This is a genomic window from Pedobacter sp. W3I1 (assembly GCF_030816015.1).
GTDB lineage: Bacteria > Bacteroidota > Bacteroidia > Sphingobacteriales > Sphingobacteriaceae > Pedobacter.
This window is the reverse complement of sequence record NZ_JAUSXN010000001.1, coordinates 1,822,550-1,842,761: the sequence shown is the minus strand read 5'-3', so window position 1 is coordinate 1,842,761 and position 20,212 is coordinate 1,822,550. Positions and strand designations below refer to the sequence as shown.

Annotated in this window: 10 protein-coding genes, 2 tRNA genes, 2 rRNA genes and 1 pseudogene; 10 read left to right on the top strand and 5 right to left on the bottom strand. The window is 40.8% G+C overall.

Annotation, left to right across the window (positions count from 1 at the left end):
- Positions 1-53: 53 nt before the first annotated feature.
- The 4 genes from QF042_RS07910 to QF042_RS07895 all read right to left on the bottom strand — a co-directional run bounded on the left by QF042_RS07910 (position 54) and on the right by QF042_RS07895 (position 5,396).
- A 23S ribosomal RNA gene (locus QF042_RS07910) occupies positions 54-2,930 on the bottom strand.
- Between the two features lie 422 nt (positions 2,931-3,352).
- Positions 3,353-3,429 (bottom strand) — tRNA-Ala (locus QF042_RS07905).
- 82 nt (positions 3,430-3,511) lie between these two features.
- Positions 3,512-3,586 (bottom strand) — tRNA-Ile (locus QF042_RS07900).
- A gap of 288 nt (positions 3,587-3,874) precedes the next feature.
- A 16S ribosomal RNA gene (locus QF042_RS07895) occupies positions 3,875-5,396 on the bottom strand.
- Together the 16S and 23S rRNA genes with 2 tRNA genes alongside form the textbook arrangement of a ribosomal RNA operon.
- Positions 5,397-6,908: 1,512 nt before the next feature.
- On the opposite strand from QF042_RS07895, the gene QF042_RS07890 reads away from it, so the two are divergent.
- From QF042_RS07890 to QF042_RS07870, 5 genes are all read left to right on the top strand, one after another.
- The gene (locus QF042_RS07890; protein ID WP_307526994.1) at positions 6,909-7,856 is read left to right on the top strand and encodes an outer membrane protein assembly factor BamD; all 948 of its coding nucleotides are present in this window, start codon (positions 6,909-6,911) and stop codon (positions 7,854-7,856) included.
- A 3-nt stretch (positions 7,857-7,859) separates the two neighbouring features.
- On the top strand, positions 7,860-8,186 hold the full coding sequence (locus tag QF042_RS07885; RefSeq protein WP_029287811.1) for a DNA-directed RNA polymerase subunit omega: 327 nt from the start codon (positions 7,860-7,862) through the stop codon (positions 8,184-8,186).
- A 78-nt stretch (positions 8,187-8,264) separates the two neighbouring features.
- Positions 8,265-9,461: a bifunctional phosphopantothenoylcysteine decarboxylase/phosphopantothenate--cysteine ligase CoaBC gene (gene coaBC / locus QF042_RS07880; RefSeq protein ID WP_307526990.1), complete on the top strand. Its 1,197-nt coding sequence runs from the start codon at positions 8,265-8,267 to the stop codon at positions 9,459-9,461.
- The gene (locus QF042_RS07875; RefSeq protein ID WP_307526988.1) at positions 9,458-10,351 is read left to right on the top strand and encodes a DUF4835 family protein; all 894 of its coding nucleotides are present in this window, start codon (positions 9,458-9,460) and stop codon (positions 10,349-10,351) included. Before coaBC ends, QF042_RS07875 begins: the two co-directional genes overlap by 4 nt.
- 599 nt (positions 10,352-10,950) lie before the next feature.
- Positions 10,951-11,322, top strand: a complete 372-nt coding sequence (locus QF042_RS07870; protein ID WP_307526986.1) for a BlaI/MecI/CopY family transcriptional regulator — start codon at positions 10,951-10,953, stop codon at positions 11,320-11,322.
- 2 nt (positions 11,323-11,324) lie between these two features.
- Here the strand turns inward: QF042_RS07870 and QF042_RS26315 are convergent.
- A pseudogene (locus QF042_RS26315) lies at positions 11,325-11,411 on the bottom strand (hypothetical protein); the annotation flags it as partial.
- A gap of 6 nt (positions 11,412-11,417) precedes the next feature.
- On the opposite strand from QF042_RS26315, the gene QF042_RS07865 reads away from it, so the two are divergent.
- From QF042_RS07865 to QF042_RS07845, 5 genes are all read left to right on the top strand, one after another.
- The gene (locus QF042_RS07865; protein ID WP_307526985.1) at positions 11,418-13,526 is read left to right on the top strand and encodes a M56 family metallopeptidase; all 2,109 of its coding nucleotides are present in this window, start codon (positions 11,418-11,420) and stop codon (positions 13,524-13,526) included.
- A 101-nt stretch (positions 13,527-13,627) separates the two neighbouring features.
- Positions 13,628-15,283: a DNA repair protein RecN gene (gene recN / locus QF042_RS07860; protein WP_307526983.1), complete on the top strand. Its 1,656-nt coding sequence runs from the start codon at positions 13,628-13,630 to the stop codon at positions 15,281-15,283.
- A 258-nt stretch (positions 15,284-15,541) separates the two neighbouring features.
- Positions 15,542-16,783 (top strand): carboxypeptidase-like regulatory domain-containing protein, encoded by a 1,242-nt coding sequence (locus tag QF042_RS07855; RefSeq protein WP_307526982.1) that lies wholly within the window; start codon positions 15,542-15,544, stop codon positions 16,781-16,783.
- 982 nt (positions 16,784-17,765) lie between these two features.
- Positions 17,766-19,004: a carboxypeptidase-like regulatory domain-containing protein gene (locus tag QF042_RS07850; RefSeq protein WP_307526980.1), complete on the top strand. Its 1,239-nt coding sequence runs from the start codon at positions 17,766-17,768 to the stop codon at positions 19,002-19,004.
- A gap of 99 nt (positions 19,005-19,103) precedes the next feature.
- On the top strand, positions 19,104-20,171 hold the full coding sequence (locus QF042_RS07845) for a PA0069 family radical SAM protein (protein WP_307526979.1): 1,068 nt from the start codon (positions 19,104-19,106) through the stop codon (positions 20,169-20,171).
- Positions 20,172-20,212: the final 41 nt, after the last annotated feature.

Below are 20,212 nucleotides of genomic sequence, written 5' to 3'. Positions count from 1 at the left end.
CCTTAAACAGTATTGAAAGAAGTTATTATGAAGAACAAACAACAGTCTGTTTGCTTTGAAAGCTTCGGATGATTAGTACTACTCGACTGTGCTGTCGCCAGCTTTACATCTGTAGCCTATCAACGTAGTAGTCTTCTACGGTCCTATATGGAATTCTCATCTCGTGGCTAGTTTCGCACTTAGATGCTTTCAGCGCTTATCTATTCCCAGCGTAGCTACTCTGCAATGCCCCTGGCGGAACAACAGATTCACTAGAGGCTAGTCCAACCCGGTCCTCTCGTACTAAGGTCAGCCCCACTCAAAATTCCTACGCCCACAACAGATAGGGACCGAACTGTCTCGCGACGTTCTGAACCCAGCTCGCGTGCCACTTTAATCGGCGAACAGCCGAACCCTTGGGACCTTCTCCAGCCCCAGGATGTGACGAGCCGACATCGAGGTGCCAAACCTCCCCGTCGATATGAGCTCTTGGGGGAGATCAGCCTGTTATCCCCAGCGTACCTTTTATCCTTTGAGCGATGGCCCTTCCATGCAGAACCACCGGATCACTATATCCGTCTTTCGACCCTGATCGACTTGTCTGTCTCACAGTCAAGCAAGCTTATGCTATTGCACTCCGCGTACGGTTACCAAGCGTACTGAGCTTACCTTTGAAAGCCTCCGTTACCTTTTTGGAGGCGACCACCCCAGTCAAACTACCCATCAAACAATGTCTCCGATAAGATCGGATTAGACACCGAATACAGAAAGGGTGGTATTTCAACGTTGGCTCCACGACGCCTAGCGACGCCGCTTCAAAGCCTCCCACCTATCCTACACATCCTGTATCCAATGTCAATGTTAAATTGTAGTGAAGGTGCATGGGGTCTTTCCGTCCCGTTGCGGGTACCCGGCGTCTTCACCGGGACCACAATTTCACCGAGCTCATGGCTGAGACAGCGCCCAGATCGTTACACCATTCGTGCAGGTCGGAACTTACCCGACAAGGAATTTCGCTACCTTAGGACCGTTATAGTTACGGCCGCCGTTTACTGGGGCTTCGATTCAATGCTTCTCCTTGCGGATGACATCCCCTCTTAACCTTCCAGCACCGGGCAGGTGTCAGGCCTTATACCTCATCTTTCGATTTTGCAAAGCCATGTGTTTTTGTTAAACAGTCGCCTGGGCCTTTTCACTGCGGCTGACATTGCTGCCAGCGCCCCTTCTCCCGAAGTTACAGGGCCATTTTGCCGAGTTCCTTAGCCATGATTCACTCGAGCACCTTAGAATCCTCTTCCCGGATACCTGTGTCGGTTTGCGGTACGGGTTTTTATAACCTGAAGCTTAGCGGTTTTTCTTGGAAGTCTGATTACCTGCGCTATCCACTCAGCCGAAGCCTCGTGGTACTATCAGCGTTCAGCTAGATCGGCGGATTTGCCTACCGTTCTAATACCTACAGCCTTTAACGATCTATTCCGTCAGATCGCGGCAGTGTCACTACTCCGTCCCCACATCGCAGTTATAAAAAGTACTGGAATATTAACCAGTTGTCCATCGAATTTCCCCTTCGGGTTCTCCTTAGGTCCCGACTAACCCTGATCCGATTAGCGTTGATCAGGAAACCTTATCCTTTCGGTGGGCGGGTTTCTCTCCCGCCTTATCGTTACTTATGCCTACATTTGCTTTTCTAGAAGCTCCAGCACCCATTACCAGATACCTTCGCTGCCGCTAGAATGCTCCCCTACCGATATATTTCAATCCCATAGCTTCGGTGTACAATTTAATGCCCGTTTATTATCCATGCCCGATCGCTCGACTAGTGAGCTGTTACGCACTCTTTAAATGAATGGCTGCTTCCAAGCCAACATCCTAGCTGTCTGTGCAATCGGACCTCGTTAGTTCAACTTAACTGTAACTTGGGGACCTTAGCTGATGGTCTGGGTTCTTTCCCTCTCGGCGCGTGACCTTAGCACCCCGCGCCTCACTGCAGATCATATTTAATAGCATTCGGAGTTTGTCTGGATTTGGTAGGATTTGACTCCCCCGCACCCAATCAGTAGCTCTACCTCTATTAAACTTAATATCCACGCTGTTCCTAAAAACATTTCGGGGAGTACGAGCTATTTCCCAGTTTGATTAGCCTTTCACCCCTACCCACAGATCATCCGGAAACTTTTCAACGTTTATCGGTTCGGTCCTCCAGTACGTGTTACCGCACCTTCAACCTGTCCATGGGTAGATCACAAGGTTTCGCGTCTACCCCCTCTGACTATACGCCCTATTCAGACTCGCTTTCGCTTCGGATCCGTGCCTTAGACACTTAACCTTGCCAGAGAGGAGTAACTCGTAGGCTCATTATGCAAAAGGCACGCCGTCACGCAACTTGTACGCTCCGACCGCTTGTAAGTACACGGTTTCAGGTTCTATTTCACTCCCCTGTTCGGGGTTCTTTTCACCTTTCCCTCACGGTACTGGTTCACTATCGGTCTCTCAGGAGTATTTAGCCTTACCGGATGGTGCCGGCAGATTCCCACAAGGCGTCTCCGACCTCGCGGTACTCAGGATACTACTAGGCTAGCATTCTATACGTGTACCGGGCTATCACCGTGTATCGCTGGGCTTCCCATCCCATTCCACTTCTGTTTGCTAATGCCACATTGTAGTCCTACAACCCCCACTTTGCCGTAACAAAGTAGGTTTGGGCTCTTTCCCGTTCGCTCGCCACTACTTAGGAAATCATTATTATTTTCTCTTCCTCTGCTTACTTAGATGTTTCAGTTCGGCAGGTTTGCTCATTATATGTGACTAGTCTTCAACTAGCCGGGTTGCCCCATTCGGAAATCTTCGGATTAATTCCTATTTGCAAATACCCGAAGCTTATCGCAGCTTATCACGTCCTTCATCGCCTCTGAGAGCCAAGGCATCCCCCGTGTACTCTTTATTACTTTCTTCTACTTGTACGCCTTTTGCGCCGTACAGTATGCTTTTTTTGCTCTTGTTATGATGTCTCATACTTGTTGGTTGATTGCTCTCCCTTCAAGCGAGCACAAACACAACAGTCGCCTATTGTTGTTTGCTCTTCTTTTTTAACTTCTTCCAATATGTCAAAGAACTTTATTAAGGTTGAAGGTGGAGGGTATAAAGGTAGAGGGTTTCATTGTCCCCTAACTAAGCCTCGGTTCAGCCTTATTAGTAAAAATCATGGAGTCGAACCATTCAACAGTTTCCTGTTTTGCCCCTTCGGCAATTTCTTTCTTAATCTTTATGTCAATGTATATTATCTATCCCGATAATAAGGTGTTATTTCTGTTGTGGTGTGGTTCAGCTATAGGTCTTACCCTACACCTTCTACCTTTTAACCCTCAACCTTTAATGGTGGAGAATAACGGAGTCGAACCGTTGACCTCCTGCGTGCAAGGCAGGCGCTCTAGCCAGCTGAGCTAATCCCCCAGATTTTAGTTACCAGTTGACAGTTGTTAGTTTTCAGTTTAAACTGTCCACTGTAAACTGCCAATCGTAAACTTAAAACGTGTAGTCCCGTCCAGATTTGAACTGGAGACCCCTACATTATCAGTGTAGTGCTCTAACCAGGCTGAGCTACGGGACTGTTGATTTAAGGTCGGCTTATAGTATGCAGTATATAGTATCTTACCGCTACTGCTTTTCCTTTGGCTTTCCCCATCTTCATCTCCGTTATGCTTTCGCTTTATTGCTATTGCACACCGTTTTCTTCTGGGTGTTTCTTTTTTTCTCTTTTTTTATAAAGTATTTAGTATCAAGTATCAGGTTAATTAATGTAAGGCCTTAAACCCTATACCTTTTACCTTCAGCCTTATTACCCTCTACCTTAATTAGAAATATCATGTTGCGTGGCGAGTAGGCGGTGCTACTCCAGAAAGGAGGTATTCCAGCCGCACCTTCCGGTACGGCTACCTTGTTACGACTTAGCCCCAGTTATCGGTTTTACCCTAGGACGCTCCTTGCGGTTACATACTTTAGGTACCCCCAACTTCCATGGCTTGACGGGCGGTGTGTACAAGGCCCGGGAACGTATTCACCGCGTCATTGCTGATACGCGATTACTAGCGAATCCAACTTCATGGGGTCGAGTTGCAGACCCCAATCCGAACTGTGAATGGCTTTGTGAGATTCGCATCATATTGCTATGTAGCTGCCCTCTGTACCATCCATTGTAGCACGTGTGTAGCCCCGGACGTAAGGGCCATGATGACTTGACGTCGTCCCCTCCTTCCTCTCTGTTTGCACAGGCAGTCTGTTTAGAGTCCCCACCTTAACGTGCTGGCAACTAAACATAGGGGTTGCGCTCGTTGCGGGACTTAACCCAACACCTCACGGCACGAGCTGACGACAGCCATGCAGCACCTAGTTTCGTGTGATTGCTCACTTATCCATCTCTGGATAATTCACTAACTTTCAAGCCCGGGTAAGGTTCCTCGCGTATCATCGAATTAAACCACATGCTCCTCCGCTTGTGCGGGCCCCCGTCAATTCCTTTGAGTTTCAATCTTGCGACCGTACTCCCCAGGTGGAACACTTAACGCTTTCGCTTAGCCGCTGACTGTGTATCGCCAACAGCGAGTGTTCATCGTTTAGGGCGTGGACTACCAGGGTATCTAATCCTGTTTGATCCCCACGCTTTCGTGCCTCAGCGTCAATTAAACCATAGTAAGCTGCCTTCGCAATCGGTGTTCTGAGACATATCTATGCATTTCACCGCTACTTGTCTCATTCCGCCTACCTCTAGTCCATTCAAGCCCATCAGTATCAAGGGCACTGCGATAGTTGAGCTACCGTCTTTCACCCCTGACTTAACAGGCCGCCTACGCACCCTTTAAACCCAATAAATCCGGATAACGCTTGGATCCTCCGTATTACCGCGGCTGCTGGCACGGAGTTAGCCGATCCTTATTCTTCCGGTACATTCAGCTCTCTACACGTAGAAAGGTTTATTCCCGGATAAAAGCAGTTTACAACCCATAGGGCAGTCTTCCTGCACGCGGCATGGCTGGTTCAGAGTTGCCTCCATTGACCAATATTCCTTACTGCTGCCTCCCGTAGGAGTCTGGTCCGTGTCTCAGTACCAGTGTGGGGGGTCATCCTCTCAGATCCCCTAGTCATCGTCGCCTTGGTGGGCCGTTACCCCGCCAACTAGCTAATGACACGCATGCCCATCTCAATCCCATAAATGTTTGATCATTACACAATGCTGTGCTGTGATTTTATGCGGTATTAATCCGGATTTCTCCGGGCTATCCCCCTGATTAAGGTAGGTTGCATACGCGTTACGCACCCGTGCGCCACTTTCATATCCAGCAAGCTGGATAATCTCGTTCGACTTGCATGTATTAGGCCTGCCGCTAGCGTTCATCCTGAGCCAGGATCAAACTCTCCATTGTAAAATGTGTTGTAAGATGCTGACCAGTTTTAACTATTGTTAAAAATAGTCTTCTTTTTGTTATGTTGTCTGTTAGACACCACCTTTAAAATAAAGCTACGTAATCATGTACTTTGATCAGTACTCCATTACCTCGCTACGCTACATTGACATCTCTTTTAAGAACTTATTGACCGTTAACCTCGCGGTTGGTCTTTATATATCGTCGGTTTCAGTTTCAGCCGGTCTTCTTCGTCCAGCCTGTGTTTCACCCCGTTTCAATCTTTTTTTTCTATCTTCCCGACATCCGCCGTTCCGATTATTTTCCCTTTACTTATCGTTGGGAGTGCAAAGGTAAGGATCTTTTTTGAAACCACAAATAAAATAAATTTTATTTTCTGATCTTCTTTTTCTTCCTCTCCCTTATTTCAATACGCTAATTTGATTTAGCTTCCCGTTCTTCCGAACCGGGCTGCAAAGGTAGCAATCTTTTCCTCACCCGCAAGATCTATTTTAAAATAAATCCGCTCTCCTTATCCCCCTGCCATCTTTTCATTAAAACCCTTCCTCCGAAGCGGGATGCAAAAGTAGGAAATTTAATCGCTCCTGCAAAGCTTTTTTACAGAATGATGTGGGGTTTAACGTAAACACATGGTTTTCAACAAGAAAAAATGTTGCGATGGGTAAAACTTTTTGAGCGAAAGGGTGTTTCAGGTTGCCTCCCCTTCAGACTTATTGTGTGGACACAATGAATTGTAAAGATTTTTTACCGCTCTCTGCCGCGGGGGCATGGTACTTTGGAGCGCCAAAGTACCCAAAGCGCTTTGTCAATCCAGCCAGGGGCCTTTTACACAATCCCACACTCATCAAAAAAACAGCGGCACTTTGTTTTTGTGTTCAATGCCCGTAAAGGCTTAAAATTATTACTCATGAACACAAAACCACTGCGTTTTAGGTTTGTTAGTACCGTTTATACTGCCCTGCATCTGTTTTTTTGATTTCCCCGGCCCTTGGGATTGACAACGTCCTTCGGGAAAACCTGTGTTTTTATTAAAGCGAGCTAGCAAAATGCCTAAAAAACAACACCAGAAAGACATGTCCATACGAGAGGCATCAGAATTGCAGAGTATTCCCTGCACCTAGCCGTTTAAAACCCCGGAAGTCCCTGCCAATTAAACCCGATTGGAATGAAAAGCCCACAGCGAAGCGAGGACTTGTAATGAAAAGCGGGAACAAACCTATATAGTAGCACCCAAACTGCTTTGCTAAAAAAACAAAAGCACTCTTATATATGGTAGGAATAACTTATGTGGCCTGAATCGAATTCCGAAGTTCCCTCTGCACCCGTTTAAAACTTCGGAAGCATCCGATACATATATATAGTATAAGCAGCAAACAAGATGTTACTGATAAATAGGCTACATTATATATATGTTAAAAATTGTTAACTGTTATATTGTACTGAATTGCTTTGCATAGCTTAGCGGCCAATTGTTTTTATTGATGTTATCGTATTATTAATTATCTTTGCAGAATGTTTAAAGTTAAACACTTAATTATTTTAGTATTTGTTGCCGCTTTGGGTATTGCGGGTTGTAAAAGTCGTTTCGAAAAACTGAGAGCGAGTAATGACGTTGCAAAAAAATACCAGGAGGCGCTTCGTTTGTATAATAAACGCGATTACAGTAAAGCATTGGTGCTTTTTGAAGATCTTTCTCAAAAATACCGTGGCCGTGCAGAAGCTGAGGATCTGAACTATTATTATGCTTACACCTTATACAGATTAAGTGATTATACAACTGCAAGATACCAGTTTAAAAGTTTTGCAGATACCTATCCGGCAAGTAAAAATGCTGAAGAAGCCCGATATATGGGTGCTTATTGTTTCTATTTAGAATCGCCGAATTTTTCTTTGGATCAGGAAAACACTTATAAAGCTATTGATGCACTACAATTATTCATCAACTTATATCCAACCAGCGATCGTGCTGCAGCTGCTGGTAAATATATTGCCACGTTAAGGGGTAAATTAGAGGATAAAGCTTTTGAAAACGCTAAAATGTACTTAACCACCGGACCAAGTAATGTAGATAATTACAGAGCAGCGGTTATTGCCTTAAAAAATGCGCAAAGAGATTACCCAGATATTAAATATGCTGAGGAAATGGACTTTTTAATGATTAAGGCACAATATTTATACGCTAAAAACAGTTATGTCATCCGCCAGGAAGACCGTTATAATGAAGCACTTGCTTTATATACTGAGTTTACTGAAAATCACCCTGACAGCAAATTTACAAAAGAAGCAAAACTCCTTAAGGATGATGTTGAGGCGGGGATTGCGGCTACAAAACAAGAATTGGCATTATATGCTGCTGATCAGGAAAAATACAAGCAGATGCTGATTAGAAATGGTAAACTAAAGGATACCGTTTCTACAAAACCAACTAATGCTGATAACACGAATATTAAAAACAAGTAACACATGAATACTAACAAACCTGCTGTACCAAATACTACAGTAACCAGAAACGTACACGATTTAGATAAAACTACAGATAACTTATACGAATCTTTAGTGGTGATTGCTAAAAGAGCAAATCAGATTTCGAATAACGTTAAAGAGGAGTTACATGGTAAATTGGCAGAATTTGCATCAAGCAACGATAATTTAGAAGAAATTTTCGAAAATCGCGAGCAGATTGAAATCAGCAAGCACTACGAGCGTATGCCTAAGCCTGTTTTGGTTGCTATTGATGAATTTTTGAACGATAAAATTTATCACAGAAATCCTGCTAAAGAACAAAAGTAACTGGCGTAGCGCATAGCGTTTAGGGCAAAGCGTTTAGCACTACGCTCTATGCTCCGTGCCTTATGTACTCTGCGCATTATGCTAAAAAATAAAAATATAATCCTTGGCGTTTGCGGTAGCATCGCAGCATATAAGTCGGCTTTTTTAGTTCGGCTGCTTGTAAAAGCTGGTGCAAACGTAAAGGTTATTCTTACCCCTGATGGTGCTAATTTCATTACACCACTTACCCTTGCTACGCTTTCTAAAAACCCTGTTTATACGCAATACTTCGAAGAAGAAACCGGCGTATGGAGCAACCATGTTGAGTTAGGCTTATGGGCCGATTTAATCATCATCGCTCCACTAAGTGCTAACACCCTGGCTAAGCTGGCAACAGGTATTTGCGATAATTTATTAACTGCTGTTTATCTCTCGGCCAAGTGCCCGGTTTATGTAGCCCCGGCTATGGACCTTGATATGTGGAAACACGAAACTACCCAAGGCAATATCGAACGTGTTATTAGCTATGGCAATACCGTGATAGCACCTGCCAATGGCGAACTGGCCAGCGGACTCTGGGGTGAAGGCCGGATGGCAGAACCTGAAGAAATTGTTTCTTTTCTGAACAATGCCATTAAAAAATCGATGCCCCTGTTTGGCAAAAAGGTAATGGTTACTGCCGGGCCTACTTATGAGGCTATTGATCCGGTACGTTTTATAGGCAATCATTCATCTGGTAAAATGGGTTTTGCCCTTGCTGATGAACTAGCCAGGCTTGGAGCCGATGTTACCTTAATTGCCGGACCAACAGCTCAAAAATCTAATCAAACTTTAAAAAGAATTGATGTACTAAGTGCCCAGGATATGTTCGATGCATGTTCATCTGTATTTCCTGAAACCAATATTACCGTAATGTGTGCCGCTGTGGCCGATTATCGCCCTAAACTGGTTGCCACTCAAAAAATAAAAAAACAGGATAGCGGATTAGTTTTGGAACTGGAAAAAACAGCGGATATACTTACTTCTTTAGGTGCAGCAAAAAAACAACATCAAATTTTGGTCGGTTTTGCCTTAGAAACCAACGATGAGGAGAATTATGCAAAAGGCAAACTAGAGAAGAAAAATTTAGATCTCGTGGTTTTAAATTCTTTAAATGATAAGGGTGCAGGTTTTAAATCTGATACCAATAAAATTACTATTTTTAACAAAGCTTTAGAACGGACTGTATTTGAGATGAAATCGAAAACGGATGTCGCTAAAGATATATGTGCTGCCATTTTAAAAATTGCGAAATGATAAAAAAGATTGTTTGGATATTGTTATTGGTTGGTTTCGGAAAACTACAGGCCCAGGAATTGAATGCAAGGGTAACTTTGCTGGCTCCCCAGGTTTCGAATATCAGTAAGCCAACTTTAGATGCTTTGCAAAAAACAATCCGCGATTTTTTAAACAACAACAAGTTCAGCAACGAAAGTTATAAGCCACAGGAACGGATCGACTGTAGTTTTATCATCACCATCAATTCATGGGATGGTGGCTCTGGATATATTGCTGAAGCACAGATTCAAAGCAGTCGCCCGGTTTTTAACAGCTCTTATAACAGCACTTTGTTAAATATGAGTGATAAGAATTTCGATTTTAATTTCAACGATGGCGCTACAATCGACTTTTCAGATCAGAATTACATTTCCAATATCAGTGCCCTCCTCACCTACTATGCTTATACCATTATCGGACTGGATAAAGATAGTTTTAGCAAATTGGGTGGAACTCCTTTTTACAAAAAAGCACAGAACATCATTAATCTGGCGCAAGCCTCGGGCAATACCGGCTGGAGAGCAGCTGATGGTTTACGCAATCGCTTTTGGTTTAATGAAAACGTTTTGAACCCTATTTTTAGTGAGTTGCGCAATTTCATTTATAATTACCATTTAAATGGACTGGATCAACTTACGGATAATGATAAGGGCCTTACGCAAATTGTTGCAGCCCTACCCGCCCTCCAGCAAATGGATAAACAGAAACTGGGGTCTATTTTCCCAAATGTTTACTTTGCATCTAAGGCCGAAGAAGTAACCAATGTACTTTCTAAACTAAACGGTCAGGAACGCATGAAAGCTTATAATATGTTGGCAGAAATCGATCCGGCGAATATTGGCAAGTACGAGGGGCTGAAGAAGAATTAGTTTTTTTGGTTAAGCGGTTAATTGTTTTAATCGGTTAATTGATCGCAATGCGCCAAACACGCTAAACTGCTCATTGGTTTGATAATTCATGATTTGATAAATTACTTTTCGATTAACCAATTAACCAGTTCAAACAATTAACCATTAGGTAGTCTCTCTACTTGTTGTGTTAGTTTTTAGAAAAGCAATCTCAGCATTTTAATTAAAGCCAGCCCTGCTTTCGTTCATACCTGCCCGTTCGTTCAGGCGGATGGCTGCAGGCCTTAAACACTGGCCGGTATCCACATCAATCAGGTTTAATCACTTAAGTCAGTTTTTCATAGGGGGCCTCTCCTTTCTATAGTCTAATAGCATGCAATATGCCAACCTGCTCATGCCTTTTATAGCACAGTTAACCAATTAACCAATTTATACAGTTAACCCAACATTAATCCTTTTCATAGATGCAACATTCTACCTTTTCATGCGTCTTATAGCACAGTTACCTGTTAATCAGTTTCGACAATTAACCTAAAAAGTTAAAAATTTGTTAAAATATTTTGATCTTACGAATATCTTCGTACATTTGAATACGAAATAATTCGTACAACTTGTAACATATGACTAATCATAACATCAAACCAACAGAAGGTGAAATGGAAATCCTCCAGGTGCTTTGGCAAAAGGGGAATGCAACGGTAAGAGAAGTTCATGAGGCATTGAATAAAAAAGACTCCGGGTATACCACAACTTTAAAACTGATGCAGATTCTCCACGAAAAAGGAATGGTAGAAAGAGATACTAATCAAAAAACGCATATCTATAAAGCATTGGTTAGTCAGGATAGAACTGAAAAACAACTGGTAAATAAAATGATCGATAACGTATTTAACGGATCGGCAGCGAGATTGGTAATGCAGGCTTTGGGTAACCACAGTGCAAGTGCAGATGAAATTGACGAAATAAAAAAATATCTAGATAGCCTGAAGTAAGGTTAGTGTTGAAGGTTGAAAGGTGTAGGGTTTAGATCCCTAAAAAACAGTAAAATTTTCGGATTGTCCCCGTATAAAAAATTAAAACCACCGTTATGGAAACTTTATTACAACAGTTCATCAAAGCATTTGGCTGGAGTATTTTAAACTCACTTTGGCAAAGCGCCATTATTTATGGCATCCTATTTATCGTGATGTTAAGCATTCCGAAGCTGGCAGCAAAATATAAGCACAACCTAGCTTTTGGCGCCATCATTTTAATGTTTATTGGCTTTGGCTATAATTTCATTCATCAGTTAACATTGAATGTAAATAATCAAGCTCCCACAATCAACCCTCAAAATATTCAGGTTTACCAATATTTTAATAACCTGCCACCCAGTTTTAGCAGCAAGGCAGAGCAGTATTTCCCAGTGGTAGTCGTATTTTACACTATTGGTATTTTACTTCAGTTATTCGTCATCGTTAAAGGTTATGGTCAGCTTTCAAAACTAAAAAAAGAAAGTTTAAGTGCTATTCCAGATAGTTGGAAAGCCATTTTCGAGCAAGTAACGGCCCACCTTAAAATTAATAAAGTTATCCGGTTCCATCTGTCTTCCATTGTCAATGTGCCTTTGGTTATCGGTTATTTAAAACCAGTGGTATTATTTCCATTGTCACTGGTAAACCAATTAGACAACGATCAGGTAGAAGCGATATTAATCCATGAGTTATCGCATATCAGAAGAAACGATTTCTTATTGAACCTCATTAAAACAGCCATAGAAACATTATTATTCTATAATCCATTTGTGTGGATGGCGGGTAGATTTATACATATTGAGCGCGAGCATGCCTGCGATGATCTGGTATTAAAAATTACCGGAAAACCATTGAATTATGCCCATGCCCTACTTAAACTCGAACTCTTAAAAGACAAAAACAGTCCGGCTTATGCACTGGCAGCAACAGGTAAAACCCAGAATTTATATCAACGCATAAAAAGAATAACCAACATGAAAACAAATTATTTAAACGCCAAACAACAAATGGCAGCCTTAACTTTAGGGGTAGCCTGCTTGTTTTCTATTGCCTGGATTAATCCAACAGAAAAGAAAAAAGAAACTAAAAAAACGCCTAAAATTGAGGTTTTGAGTGTGATTAACCATCATGATATAAAAACCATTGTTTGCACTGATACCACTAAAAAGCGTAAAATTAAAATTGTAACCATTGATGCGGATGGTAAAAAAACCGAATACAACTCGGTAAAAGAAATGCCTGATAGCTTAAGAAAAGATTTTTACAGGGATGAGCTTTTTGCAGGAAAAAATATCTACAGACTGCGTACCGACAGTAATTTTAAATTTAAGTTCAACGATTCGCTATTGCTGGCAAAAATCCATAAAGAGTATAATTCTCCGGAAGCGCAAGCTAAATGGAAAAAATTTGGTGAAGATATAGCCAAACAATATAACTCACCAGAAGCACAGGCTAAATGGAAAAAATTCGGAGAAGATATTGCTAAACAATACAATTCACCAGAAGCACAGGCCAAATGGAAAAAACTTGGAGAAGAGATGCAAAAGAAAATGAATTCTCCGGAAGCCCAGGCCAAATGGAAAAAAATGAGTGAAGATATGGCTAAAGAATTCGGTTCACCAGAAGCACAAGCCAAATGGAAAAAAATGGGCGAAGATATGGCTGCTAAATTCAATACGCCAGAATTTAGAGCGCAAATTGAGAGTATCAGTGCGCAGGCTTTAAAATCAGGAGATATCGCAAAATTATCAGGATTGAGAAGGTTAAATTCGGATTCGCTATTTAAAGGAAACAGAAATATGCTTAAAGGGCCAGATGGCACAGTATTTTATTACAACGACAACAATAACACCAATAGTAAGGTAAGACAGACTGAAGAATACAAAAAACTGAAAGAAAAATTTGATAACGAAGTAAAAGAGCTGAAAGAGAAAATGGAGAAGAAAGAGAAAAAGGAAAAAGTAGAAGGTGGAAATAAAAGCTCACAAGTAACTCCAGCAGTTATGTTATACCATAATCAAGATTTTACAAGTGCCGTTAAAGCCTTAAACACACTAAATGCAGTGGTCACCTATAAAAAATCTGATTTTACCAGCGCTGATCAAATAGCAGTAAAAAGTTATGTTCAGGCAGGCAACTTAAAAATTGCTGATGATAATGTAATTAATATTTCAATAAAATAAATAACACATAAACCAACCAGATCATGAGCAGCGAAGATTATTCTTCGCTGTTTTTGTTTTGTATTCACCTGTTGAATAAATTTTGATATTTTTGCTTAGCTATGCTACAAAAACTTTCTATACGTAATTACGCATTAATTGACAGTCTCGATATCGAATTTGATCAAGGCTTAAATATTATCACTGGTGAAACAGGCGCTGGTAAATCTATCATTTTAGGGGCATTGTCGCTAATTTTAGGTCAGCGGGCAGAAAGCAAGTACTTTTTTAATCAGGATAAAAAATGTGTTATTGAAGGAAGTTTTGCGTTGGCAGATGAAAACCTGAAAGAATTTTTCGAAGAAAATGATTTAGATTTCTCTAACGAAAGCATTTTACGTAGGGAGATATCTATAGACGGTAAAACCAGGTCGTTTATTAACGATACACCGGTTAATTTATCCATTCTTAAACAAGTTGGCGAAAAGCTGATCGACATTCATTCTCAGCATGCAACGCAAGAGATTAACGATGCCGATTTTCAACTTTTAATTGTCGATTCACTAGCTAACCATCAGTCGCTCCTATTTAATTACCGCAGCGGATTTAAAAAATTAAAACAGGATACCAATCTGTTGAAGAAACTGGTGAGTGAGGCAGACGAAGCGAGAAATAAGCAAGATTATGAGCAATTTCTATTTAACGAACTCGAGCAGGCAAAATTACAGGAAGGTGAACAGGAAGACTTAGAGCAAGAGTTAGAACGTTTAACGCATGCCGAAACCATAAAAAAAGCCTTACTTACCGCTTCGGGGTTAATTAATGAAAGTGAACCTTCTGCTCTCCAGATTTTAAAAGAAGCTTCGTCACAATTACAGAGTATAGAAAAATTCGATCCGGCAATTAATGTGCTGTACGAACGTTTACGCTCATCGATTATCGAAATAAAAGATATTACCGATGAGGTTTCTGGCATTGAAGAGAATACTATCCATAGTGCCGATCGTTTAGAACTGGTCAATCAAAGACTGGATCTTTTTTATTCACTCCAGCAGAAACACCGGGTTGCCAATAATACCGAATTACTGGCACTTCAAAAACAATTGGAAGAGAATCTGAACAAGCTGTTATCTTCTGATGAACATATCGAAAAACTGCAGAAAGAAATCGATCAGCTTAAAATAGAATTGCATAAACAGGCTGACCAATTGAGTGCCAACCGCAAGAAAGCAATTAAAGTGGTTGAGGAACAAACCGGTATTACTTTGAAACAGGTAGGTATGCTTAATGCTAAATTGGTTTTAGACCAAAAAGTGTTGAACGAATTGAATAAAGATGGTTTAGATGAAATAAATCTCCTCTTTACAGCCAATGCCGGCCAGGCGCCTGCACCGGTGAATAAAGTAGCTTCTGGTGGTGAGTTATCACGATTGATGTTGGCCATAAAAGCTTTATTGGCTAAACACACTTCGTTACCAACCATTATTTTCGACGAGATTGATACCGGAATTTCTGGTGAAACCGCTTTAAAAGTTGGAGAAGTAATTGCCGATTTAGGACAGAATATGCAGGTAATTTCGATTACACACCTACCACAAATTGCAGCTAAAGGCATATCGCATTACTTCGTTCATAAAAATGAAGACCGCGGAAAAACCACAACCGGCATCCGTAAACTTAAACAAGAAGAACGTATTGGGGTAATTGCTGAAATGTTAAGCGGGAAAAACCCAGGCGCATCGGCTATGGAAAATGCACGGGAGTTGCTCGCCTCATAAAGATTCCAAGCTTTCTGGCCAACTTTACGTGTAGTCAGGTGTTCCCACCCGACTAAGCTGTATTTATATTTTTTATAAAAGATAAATAATATATTAATTTGATTCAGTGTCAGATAGTAATATCTGACACCACAAAAAAAAGCACCAATAGATGTGCCGTCAGATGTTACCATCTGATGGAAAACGAAATTTGCAGAAGCACTAATAATTTTACATTCACAGCTTATTAAAACTAATAAATTAGTTTATATTTAAATAATGAAATCTTTTATACTTCTACTTTCATTATTAATCGTCGGTAAATTTTGTTCTGCTCAACAAAGTTATATTCTTTCAGGTATAGTTAAAGATAAACATGGTGAGGCTTTACCTGGTGCGGGCGTATATGTAAGTGGTTATAAAATTGCAACCGTTTCTAACAATGATGGCACATACACACTACCACTAAAACCTGGTAACTACGATATTTTAGTACAATTAATCGGCTATAAAGCTTTAAACAAAAATGTAGTGATTGCTGATAAAGCCGTAAAACTGGACCTTATCCTTGAAGAAAGTGTAACCCAATTGGCCGAAGTAACCATTAAACCCGATCCGAACAGGGAACATTATATTGCCATGTTTAAGGGGTATTTTATTGGCACCACCCCCAATGCAGAACAATGTAAACTCATCAATCCGAACGTACTGATTATTGATTACGATAAAGAGGAACATAAACTTACAGTAAAAACCACCCAATTTCTGATTATTGAAAACAAGGCGCTTGGATACCGCATTAAATACCTGCTGAACAATTTTGAATACGATAGTAAAACCAGGATCATTTATTATGAAGGTTTCCCGTATTACGAAGATTTAAAAGGATCGGCACGCCGGAAGAAAATTTGGGAGCAAAAGCGGATTACCAGTTATTTAGGTTCTCCACAACACTTTTTTAGATCCATTTATCATCACCGCGCCACCGAAGAAGGGTTTATTATTAATAAACTGGTTACAATATCAAATCCGGGTAAACCTTCCGACAGTATAATTAATGCCAACATTAAACGCTTAACAAAAGTACAGGATGGCTTAACACGTACATTAACTTTTACGCCTGGAGATTCTTTGAGCTATTGGATAAAAAAGAAAAATCTTCCAAATGGGATTTCTATTTTAAGCCGCACTCCGGTAACGCAGGATACATTGGTACACGTGGGGAACCAAAGTATTAAAAGCTTCAATTTTACTGATCAACTTTATGTTGTTTACACCAAAGAAAGGGAAGATCCTTCTTATGCCAACCGGATCGGCCTGTCTATTGCAAGGCCATTAGATATGCCAGATTACCAGATTTCTACCATTACCTTACAAGTTGTTCCGGTATATTTTTACGAAAACGGATCTGTTTACAACCCTCGTTCGATGATTTATTCTGGTTATTGGGGCTGGGAAAAAATTGCCGACAGTGTACCTATGGATTATTTACCACCGGTTAGTGTAGTGGAAAAAAAGTAGAAATATCGTTAATACAGAGAGATATAACGATCAGAAGCCATTTTTCTTTTTTTGAAAAGCAAATACAGTGCTTTTTGGTTTCAGCAGCCCCGCCCTTCGTTACAAATCCTCGCCCTCATTCTTCGGGCTGTGGGTTTTTCACTTTGGTCTGGTTTAGCCGGCAAGGCCGGTAATACTATGAGGGTTTTGGAACCATACAGCACCTACCTTTGTTAATAAACCCCACAGAGCGGGTAGCCCACAGTGAAGCGAAGCGTAACGAGGACTACAAGCGATGGCGGGACTGTTCTAGCCATGAAAAACAGACCTTCTGTTTTCAAACCGAAAACAATTTTCACTCTTCGCTTGGTCTATTTGAATAAATTCTCTTCTTAAAGATCCTTCGCTCGCTATCATTGACGTATTTAGAATAATCTGTCGTCATTTCGACTGAAGCGCAGTCCCGAATTTTCGGGCGAGAAATCTTTTAACATAGTTCAAAGATTTCTCCCACTGCGGTCGAAATGACGATACCCCGACGCTATTCACTTCCTTAAAATCACGTCATTTATATTGATTTTATACAATAAATTAACCTTCAGGATGACAAATTTTATTAGGTCACTCGAAATAACGATATTAATCAATTACTAATTAAGTTTTGGGAACCATGCAGTACCTACCTTTGTTAAATAAACCCGACAGAGCGGGTAGCCCACAGTGAAGCGTAGCGTAACGAGGACTACAAGCGATGGCGGGACTGTTCCAGCCATGAAAAACAGACCTTTCGTTTTCAAATCGAAAATGATCTTTATAACGAACTTGATCTGTTTTGGAAATAGTCGTCATCTCGACTGAAACGTAGTGGAATGGAGAGATCTACAATAGATTCCCCGACTCCGTTGCACTCCGCTCGAAATGACGATTAATTGCAAATGTTAAAATTGTTAAAAATATTTTGTGTTTTTAATAAATATTACCTCTTTTGGTTACATTCGTCTCCATGATTAAAAGTCTTTTAGTAGCCCTTACGCTGATTGTTTTGGGTACTAATGCCATTGCTCAAAACACCTTCTCGATTAGTGGTTTGGTTAGGGATCAAAAAGATGGATTACCTGGCGCAAGTATTTATTTAAGTGGATATAAAATCGCAACAATGGCCGATAATAACGGGCGTTTTAAACTATCCAACCTAAAGCCAGGCAGTTACGATCTACTCGTTCAGCTGGTTGGTTACCTCCCCTATTCTAAAAGTGTAATCATCGCCGATAAATCGGTGCAGGTAGAGCTGGTTTTGAAAGAAAATGTTGCACAACTGGAAGAAGTTGTAATTAGGGCCGATCCTAACCGGCAGAAATATATCAACCAATTTAAAGACTTTTTTATCGGGAAAACCCCAAATGCCTCACAGTGCAAGATATTAAATTCACAGGTTTTAAATGTAGATTTCGACATTACCAAAAGTACCTTAACGGTTTCTACAACCGAGTTTCTGATTGTTGAGAATAAAGCTTTAGGTTATCGCCTAAAATATATGCTCGATCGTTTCGAATATAATTCCAGAACACACATTATTTACTATTCCGGGCATCCGTTTTTTGAAGAGTTAAAAGCATCGGCAGCCAAAAAGAAAAAGTATATCGCCGCCAGAGAGGTGGCATATTATGGTTCTTCACAACATTTCTTCCGTTCGCTTTATGCCAACAAAACACAGGAAGAAGGATTTATCATTAATAAGATGATCAAGGTGCCCAATCCTAACCGGTATCCTGAATATTTAATTAATGCCAATTTAGAAAAGATTAAGGCCGTACCCGAGAAAACGGGCATCAGGCAGAATAAAGGTAAAATAGACACCGCACTGCTCGCCTTTTGGACCAAACAAAAAGAGATGCCCCGAACCATTGATAAATTTTCGAGAGCGGAGGTACTTACCGATACTTTAGTGCACTATTTTAACCAGAATTTAAAATATCTTAGTTATACGGACGCATTACTGATCCAGTATACCAAAGAGAAGGAATCTCTGGCTTATTCTAATACCGGTTTCTGGATTTTTAGACCGTTGGATGTACCGGAAAATGAAATTTCTGTTGCTAACTTAACCGGCGAAGGCGTTCGTTTCTATGAAAATGGTGGTATTTACGACTCCCGTTCACTCTTATATGAAGGTTTCTGGGCTTATGAAAAAGTGGCCGATATGGTGCCGATGGACTATGTACCGCTCCCGAAGAATAAGTAAGGGAAGATATGAAACGGAGCATTGATCTAAAACTAAAAATGTTGAAAAGTAACCCTTTTTAGAAATTAAAATTGCTAATATTTTTAGTAATTTTAATTTATGATTGGCGAAGAAGAAAAACAATCTTTTAAAGGACGGGGTGCTCAGGTTAATCCACATAATAAATTTTTAAAAGATGTTTACGTAAAGGAGCATGATGAAGGAATAGACGATTGGGAGGAAAGCGATCGTAAAACTTCCTTTATTTTTGAAAATTCGAAAACCATTGTAAACAAAGTTGATAGCCCCGATGTGGGCATGGCTTATTCTTTAAATCCCTACCAGGGCTGCGAACACGGTTGTACTTATTGTTATGCGCGCAACTCACATCAATATTGGGGTTATAGCGCAGGAATAGAGTTTGAGCGGAAAATAATTGTTAAAAAGGAGGCCCCAGCACTATTTAAAAAGTTCTTAGAGAAAAAAGGTTGGGATGCCACCACCATTTCTCTTTCGGGAAATACTGATTGCTACCAACCTGCAGAACGAAAGTTTAAACTCACCAGGCAGCTCCTTGAAATTGCATTGGCCTACAAGCAGCCCATTGGTATGATTACCAAAAATTCACTCATTCTTCGCGATCGGGATATTCTGCAAGAAATGGCGAAGCTAAATCTCTGCATGGTTTATGTTTCCATAAATAGCTTAAACGAAGATTTACGGCAGGTAATGGAGCCCCGCACTACAACTGCTAAACAACGCTTAAAGGTTGTAGAAGAATTGAGTAAAGATGGAATCCCTATGGGGGTAATGGTTGCTCCACTTGTCCCTGGTTTAAGCGACCATGAAATTCCTAAAATTTTAAAAGCTGTAGCAAATGCTGGCGCCATTAAAGCAGGTTATACCGTGGTGAGGCTAAATGGAGCCATTGGACAGATATTTGAAGATTGGCTACAAAAAAATTTTCCAGACCGTTTTGATAAAGTTTGGCACATGATTCAGAGTTGCCATGGTGGTCAGGTAAATGACAGCAGATTTGGCGACCGGATGCGTGGAGATGGAAATATTTCTCAAATGATCAGAGATAATTTCAGGCTGCATTGCCGCTTAAATGGTTTAAATGTAAAGGATATTATTTTAGACCACACTTTATTCAAGATTCCGAGTAATCAGGTGAGTCTGTTTTAAAAAATTTGAGGAGAAGACCCTCAGCGCTCAGGGCCGTGGTT

Excerpts from the sequence above, each read along its gene's own strand:
- QF042_RS07890 (WP_307526994.1), top strand. The coding sequence starts at position 6,909 with ATGTTTAAAGTTAAACACTTAATTATTTTAGTATTTGTTGCCGCTTTG.
- QF042_RS07885 (WP_029287811.1), top strand. The coding sequence starts at position 7,860 with ATGAATACTAACAAACCTGCTGTACCAAATACTACAGTAACCAGAAAC.
- coaBC (WP_307526990.1), top strand. The coding sequence starts at position 8,265 with ATGCTAAAAAATAAAAATATAATCCTTGGCGTTTGCGGTAGCATCGCA.
- QF042_RS07875 (WP_307526988.1), top strand. The coding sequence starts at position 9,458 with ATGATAAAAAAGATTGTTTGGATATTGTTATTGGTTGGTTTCGGAAAA.
- QF042_RS07870 (WP_307526986.1), top strand. The coding sequence starts at position 10,951 with ATGACTAATCATAACATCAAACCAACAGAAGGTGAAATGGAAATCCTC.
- QF042_RS07865 (WP_307526985.1), top strand. The coding sequence starts at position 11,418 with ATGGAAACTTTATTACAACAGTTCATCAAAGCATTTGGCTGGAGTATT.
- recN (WP_307526983.1), top strand. The coding sequence starts at position 13,628 with ATGCTACAAAAACTTTCTATACGTAATTACGCATTAATTGACAGTCTC.
- QF042_RS07855 (WP_307526982.1), top strand. The coding sequence starts at position 15,542 with ATGAAATCTTTTATACTTCTACTTTCATTATTAATCGTCGGTAAATTT.
- QF042_RS07850 (WP_307526980.1), top strand. The coding sequence starts at position 17,766 with ATGATTAAAAGTCTTTTAGTAGCCCTTACGCTGATTGTTTTGGGTACT.
- QF042_RS07845 (WP_307526979.1), top strand. The coding sequence starts at position 19,104 with ATGATTGGCGAAGAAGAAAAACAATCTTTTAAAGGACGGGGTGCTCAG.